This window comes from Variovorax sp. 20P10.2.4, assembly GCF_058244205.1.
This window is the reverse complement of sequence record NZ_JBZAYE010000465.1, coordinates 1-5,930: the sequence shown is the minus strand read 5'-3', so window position 1 is coordinate 5,930 and position 5,930 is coordinate 1. Positions and strand designations below refer to the sequence as shown.

General features: G+C 68.0%; 5 protein-coding genes. 4 read left to right on the top strand and 1 reads right to left on the bottom strand.

Annotated elements, in window-relative coordinates:
- The 3 genes from pabB to AC27VN_RS30350 form a co-directional block, all read left to right on the top strand.
- A partial coding sequence (gene pabB, locus AC27VN_RS30360) for an aminodeoxychorismate synthase component I (RefSeq protein WP_490878958.1) occupies positions 1-1,691 on the top strand: 1,691 nt, incomplete at its 5' end.
- A 69-nt stretch (positions 1,692-1,760) separates the two neighbouring features.
- Positions 1,761-2,276, top strand: coding sequence for a MerR family transcriptional regulator (locus AC27VN_RS30355; RefSeq protein ID WP_093340038.1), 516 nt, complete (start codon positions 1,761-1,763; stop codon positions 2,274-2,276).
- Positions 2,176-2,646 (top strand): carboxymuconolactone decarboxylase family protein, encoded by a 471-nt coding sequence (locus AC27VN_RS30350; RefSeq protein WP_490878957.1) that lies wholly within the window; start codon positions 2,176-2,178, stop codon positions 2,644-2,646. The genes AC27VN_RS30355 and AC27VN_RS30350 overlap by 101 nt, the downstream gene beginning before the upstream one ends.
- Before the next feature lie 18 nt (positions 2,647-2,664).
- On the opposite strand, the gene ettA is transcribed toward AC27VN_RS30350, so the two are convergent.
- Positions 2,665-4,326: an energy-dependent translational throttle protein EttA gene (gene ettA, locus AC27VN_RS30345; RefSeq protein WP_093340042.1), complete on the bottom strand. Its 1,662-nt coding sequence runs from the start codon at positions 4,324-4,326 to the stop codon at positions 2,665-2,667.
- Between the two features lie 343 nt (positions 4,327-4,669).
- Between ettA and AC27VN_RS30340 the strand changes: the two genes are divergently transcribed.
- On the top strand, positions 4,670-5,930 hold a 1,261-nt coding region (locus AC27VN_RS30340), incomplete at its 3' end, for a DEAD/DEAH box helicase (protein WP_490878956.1).

Sequence of the window (5,930 nt, the reverse complement as noted above, 5' to 3'; positions counted from 1 at the left end):
TCGGCGCCCCTTCCCGCACGCTCGTGGCGCGCAGCCTGGCCGAGGTGCGGCCCGTGCTCGCGCAGGCCGAGGCGCTGGCACGCGCAGGCCACTGGTGCGTGGGCTACCTGCGCTACGAGGCGGCCGCGGCCTTCGATGCCGCGTTCGAGACGCATGCAGGTGATGGCAGTGCGCTAGCGTGGTTCGGCGTGCACGACCAGGCCCTGCCCTGGCCCGAGGAAGCCCCGCCCTCTCCCTCCAGCCCGCCGGTCGCCTGGCGCGACAGCCTCTCGCGTGCCGACTTCGATCGGCAGATGCAAGTCATCCACGCGGCGATCGCCGCCGGTGGCCTCTACCAGATCAACCACACGGCGCCGCTGCTCGGCGAATACGCCGGCGACCCGCTGGCCCTGTTCGCCGCGCTGCGCCGCAACCAGCCCGCGGGCTACGCGGCCTTCATCGACAGCGGCGAGGAACAGGTGCTGTCGCTGTCGCCCGAGCTGTTCTTCGACTGGCACGGCGAGCGCATCCTCGCGCGCCCGATGAAGGGCACCGCGCCGCGCGGCGCCACGCCGGCCGAGGACGAGGCCCAGGCGCAGCGGCTGCGCAGCGTGCCCAAGGAACGGGCCGAGAACGTGATGATCGTGGACCTGCTGCGCAACGACCTGTCGCGCATCGCGCAACCGTTCTCGGTGCGCGTGCCGCGGCTGTTCCACACCGAGGCGCTGCCCACCGTGTGGCAGATGACCTCGGACGTGGAAGCCGCGGTTCGGCCCGGCACCTCGCTGGTCGATGTGTTCGACGCGCTGTTCCCCTGCGGCTCGGTCACGGGCGCGCCCAAGGTGGCGGCGATGCGGCTGATCCGCGAGCTCGAGCAGGCGCCGCGCGGCGTGTACTGCGGCGCGGTCGGCGTGCTGCGGCCGGGCGGGCATGCGACCTTCAACGTGCCGATCCGCACCGTGACCCTGCGCGGCGGCCAGGCACGCTGCGGCATCGGCAGCGGCATCACGGCCGATGCGACGGCCGACGCCGAATGGGCCGAGTGGGGCCACAAGCGGGCCTTCCTGGGCGCGGCCGCAGTCGCCGAGGCGCCCGGCTTCGAACTGCTCGAAACGCTGGCGCTGGTCGACGGCACGCTGCGCGATGCGCCGCTGCACATCGAACGCATGGCTGGCGCGGCGGCCCACTTCGGTTTCGCCTGGGATGCCGCGCGCGTCGAGGCAGCGCTGCAATCGCTGCGCGATGCGCATGCCGAAGGCACCTGGCGCGTGCGCCTGCTGCTCGATGCGCGGGGCCTGCCACGCGCCGAAGCGCATGAAATGGGCGCTGCGCCCCACCGCGTGAAGCTGCAGCTGGCCGACCGCCCCTTCGACGAGGCGCACAGCGAGTTCACGCGCGTCAAGACCACGCGCCGCGCGCACTACGAGGCCTTCGCGCCGACCCTGCCCGAGGCCTTCGACACGCTGCTGTGGAACCCCGAGGGCGAACTCACCGAATGCACGCGCGGCAACATCGCGCTGCGCCTGGACGACGGCCGCTGGGTCACGCCGCCGCTGCGCTGCGGCCTGCTGCCCGGCATCGGGCGCGCGCAGCGGCTGGCCGAGGGCTCGCTGGTCGAGCAGACGGTGCGGCGCGAGCAGCTCTCGCGCGTGACCGCGCTGGCCTTCGTTAACAGCCTGCGCGGCTGGATCGAGGCGGAACTCGTCCCCTGAATCGCCGCATCGGCGGAAGATGCGAAAAGCGCTTGACTTGGAGCGCGCTCCAACTTCGAGAATTCCCCCATGGAAAGCAACCTGAGCATCGCGGAAGTGGCACGGCGCACCGGCCTCACGGCCCACACGCTGCGCTACTACGAACGCATCGGCCTGATAGCCGCCGTGTCGCGCGCACCGGGCGGCCAGCGCCGCTATGCCGCAGCCGACATGGAATGGCTTGCTTTCCTGTTGCGCCTGCGCGAGACCGGCATGCCCATCCAGGGCATGCAGGCCTTCGCCGGGCTTCGCAGTCAGGGGGACGCGAGCATCGGCGAACGCCGCGCGATGCTCGAATCGCATCTCGCCGAGGTTCGCTCGAAGGTGGAGGCGCTGCAGCAATCGATGCAGGCGCTGGCGCACAAGATCGAGCACTACCGCGGGATCGAGGCCCGGCGTCCCTCTTCATCGGGCATCGCCCCGGCTTCAACGAAGAGGAAGAAACATGCAGCAGCAGCAACACCAACCCCAACCGACGACGACCAGCCACGCGCCCAGCGAGCGCTACGCGCGCGGCCTCGCGAAACTGCAGCAGATCGACGGTGAAGGCGGCATCAAGGTCGTCGAAGGCCTGGCCGACATCGCACCCGATTTCGCGCGCCTGCTGATCGAGTTCCCGTTCGGCGACGTCTATTCGCGCCCCGGCCTCGACCTGCGCTCGCGCGAGATCGCGGTGGTGGCCGCGCTCACCGCCATGGGCAATGCCGCGCCGCAGCTCAGGGTGCACATCCAGGGCGCGCTCAACGTCGGCGTGACGCGCGAGGAAGTGATCGAGGTGATCATGCAGATGGCCGTGTACGCGGGCTTCCCCGCCGCGCTCAACGGCCTGAGCGCCGCCCGCGAGGTGTTCGCGGCCGACGATGAAAAAAACGCGCGGCCCCTTGCGGAACCGCGCGCCCTGGTCGAGCCAGCCTGACGAAGGCCGCAGCAGGCCTTACTTGAGGGCCTTGAAGCGCACGCGCTTGGGCTTGGCGCCCTCTTCGCCCAGACGCTTCTTCTTGTCGGCTTCGTACTCCTGGTAGTTGCCGTCGAAGAACACCCATTGCGAATCGCCTTCGGCGGCCAGGATGTGGGTCGCGATGCGGTCGAGGAACCAGCGGTCATGGCTGATCACCAGCACGGTGCCCGCGTACTCGAGCAGCGCGTCTTCGAGCGCGCGCAGCGTTTCCACGTCCAGGTCGTTCGAGGGTTCGTCCAGCAGCAGCACGTTGCCGCCCTGGATCAGCGTCTTGGCCAGGTGCAGCCGGCCGCGTTCGCCGCCCGACAGGTTGCCGACCTTCTTCTGCTGGTCCTGGCCGTTGAAGTTGAAGCGGCCCGCGTAGGCGCGGCTGGCCATCTGGAACTTGCCGACGTTGATGATGTCCAGGCCGTTCGAGATGTCTTCCCACACGGTCTTGTTGTTGGCCAGTTCGTCGCGGTGCTGGTCGACGAAGGCCATCTTCACGGTCTGGCCCACCACCACCTCGCCGCTGTCGGGCTGTTCCTTGCCGGCGATCAGCTTGAACAGCGTGGACTTGCCGGCGCCGTTCGGGCCGATGATGCCGACGATGGCACCCGCGGGGATGTTGAAGTTCAGCTTGTCGATCAGCAGGCGGTCGCCGAAGCTCTTGCTCACGTCCTTGAACTCGATCACCTGGCTGCCCAGGCGCTCGGCCACAGGAATGAAGATTTCCTGCGTTTCGTTGCGCTTCTGGTATTCGACGTCGCTCAGTTCCTCGAAGCGGGCCAGGCGCGACTTGCTCTTGGCCTGGCGGGCCTTCGGGTTCTGGCGCGACCATTCCAGTTCCTTCTTCAGGGCCTTGGCGTGGGCTTCCTCGCTCTTCTGCTCCTGCGCCAGGCGTTCGCCCTTCTGCTCGAGCCAGGTGCTGTAGTTGCCCTTCCATGGAATGCCGCGGCCGCGGTCCAGTTCGAGGATCCACTCGGCGGCGTTGTCGAGGAAGTAGCGGTCATGGGTGATGGCCACCACGGTGCCCGTGAAGCGCTGCAGGAACACTTCGAGCCACTCCACCGATTCGGCGTCCAGGTGGTTGGTGGGTTCGTCGAGCAGCAGCATGTCGGGCTTGGACAGCAGCAGCTTGCACAGCGCCACGCGGCGCTTCTCGCCGCCCGACAGCAGGCCGATCTTGGCGTCCCACGGCGGCAGGCGCAGCGCGTCGGCCGCGATCTCGATCTGGTGCTCGGAATCGGTGCCGGCGGCGGAAATCACCGCCTCGAGCTCGCCCTGTTCGGCCGCCAGCGCGTCGAAGTCGGCGCCTTCCTCGGCGTAGGCGGCATAGATCTCCTCGAGGCGCGCCTTGGCGGCATTGACCTCGCCCATCGCCTCGTCGATCGCGTTGCGCACCGTGTGCTCGGGATTGAGCTTGGGCTCCTGCTCGAGGTAGCCGATCGACAGGCCGGCCATCGGAATGGCTTCGCCCTCGATCTCCTTGTCGACGCCGGCCATGATCTTGAGCAGCGAGGACTTGCCCGAGCCGTTCAGGCCGAGCACGCCGATCTTGGCGCCGGGAAAGAAGGACAACGAGATGTCTTTCAAGATCTGCCGCTTGGGCGGCACGGTCTTGGAGACTCTGTTCATGGTGTAGACGTACTGGGCCATCTTCTGTGTAGGACTGCTGATTGCTGAGGTGGCGAAAGCCGGAAAAAGCCGAAATCCCCTGGAGGAAGCCCCTGGAAGACGGCGGCAGGCCCGGCGCGCGGAATCGCGGAAACGGAGCGCGAAAAGCAGTGATTATCGACTCATGCGACAATCGCCACCGTGCCGGGTCCAGTTGCCCGCACACCGGCTCTCTGCCGGGGACGAAGAAAACCCTTCCGCAAGTCGGTTTTTCGGGCTCCCACTCCTGACCTTCATCAGCCTTGACTGGCTCGCGTCACAAGAACGAAAGACGCCGAGCGGGCCGATGTCACCGCGCCGTGTATGGCGCTTGTTGTTTCACACAATGACTTTTGATGAACTGAAGTTGGCTCCGGCCATCTTGAAGGCCGTGCACGAGCAGGGCTACGAGACCCCCACCCCGATCCAGGCCCAGGCCATTCCGGCCGTCCTCGAGGGCCACGACCTCCTCGGCGGCGCCCAGACCGGCACCGGCAAGACCGCCGCCTTCACCCTGCCGATGCTGCACAAGCTCACCATGAGCCGCAGCGCCACCAACAAGTTCGGCGGCATCGGCATCCGCGCCCTGGTGCTCACGCCCACCCGCGAACTCGCGGCGCAGGTCGAGGAATCGGTGCGCGACTACGGCAAGTACCTGCAGCTCGGCTCGACCGTGATCTTCGGCGGCGTGGGCATGAATCCGCAGATCGACCGCCTCAAGCGCGGCGTCGACATCCTGGTGGCCACCCCCGGCCGCCTGCTCGACCTGCAGCAGCAGGGCATGCTCGACCTGTCGACCGTGCAGATCCTGGTACTCGACGAAGCCGACCGCATGCTCGACATGGGCTTCATCCACGACGTGAAGAAGGTGCTGGCGCTGATGCCGGCCCAGAAGCAGAGCCTGCTGTTCTCGGCCACCTTCAGCGACGAGATCCGCGAACTGGCCAACGGCCTGCTGCGCAACCCGCAGAGCATCCAGGTCACGCCGCGCAACACCACGGTGCAGCGCATCACGCAGGTGGTCCACCCCGTGGGCCGCGGCAAGAAGAAGGCGCTGCTCGCGCACATCATCAACGAGCACCAGTGGAGCCAGGTGCTGGTGTTCACCCGCACCAAGTTCGGCGCCAACAGCGTGGCCGAATTCCTCACCAAGAACGGCATCGAGGCGATGGCGCTGCACGGCAACAAGAGCCAGAGCGCGCGCACCCAGGCGCTGGCCGGCTTCAAGAGCGGCGACATCCGCGCGCTGGTGGCCACCGACATCGCGGCCCGCGGCATCGACATCGACGAGCTGCCGCACGTCGTGAACTACGAGATCCCGAACGTCAGCGAAGACTACGTGCACCGCATCGGCCGCACCGGCCGCGCGGGTTCGAGCGGCGAGGCCGTGAGCTTCGTCTGCCTCGACGAGGAAGGCTTCATGCAGGAGATCGAGCGCTTCACCAAGCAGACGATCCCCGTGCAGGTCATCGAGGGCTTCGGCCCCGAGGAAGGCGAACGCGCCGAGCCGATCGCCATGGGCCGCCAGACCATCTGGGGCGGCGCCGGCCGTCCGCCGAGCCGCGAAGTCATGCAGGCGGCCGCCAAGGCGGCGCGCGGCGAGATGA

Bases quoted from the DNA above. Each gene is read 5' to 3' on its own strand.
- AC27VN_RS30355 (WP_093340038.1), top strand. From the start codon at position 1,761: ATGGAAAGCAACCTGAGCATCGCGGAAGTGGCACGGCGCACCGGCCTC.
- AC27VN_RS30350 (WP_490878957.1), top strand. From the start codon at position 2,176: ATGCAGCAGCAGCAACACCAACCCCAACCGACGACGACCAGCCACGCG.
- ettA (WP_093340042.1), bottom strand. From the start codon at position 4,326: ATGGCCCAGTACGTCTACACCATGAACAGAGTCTCCAAGACCGTGCCG.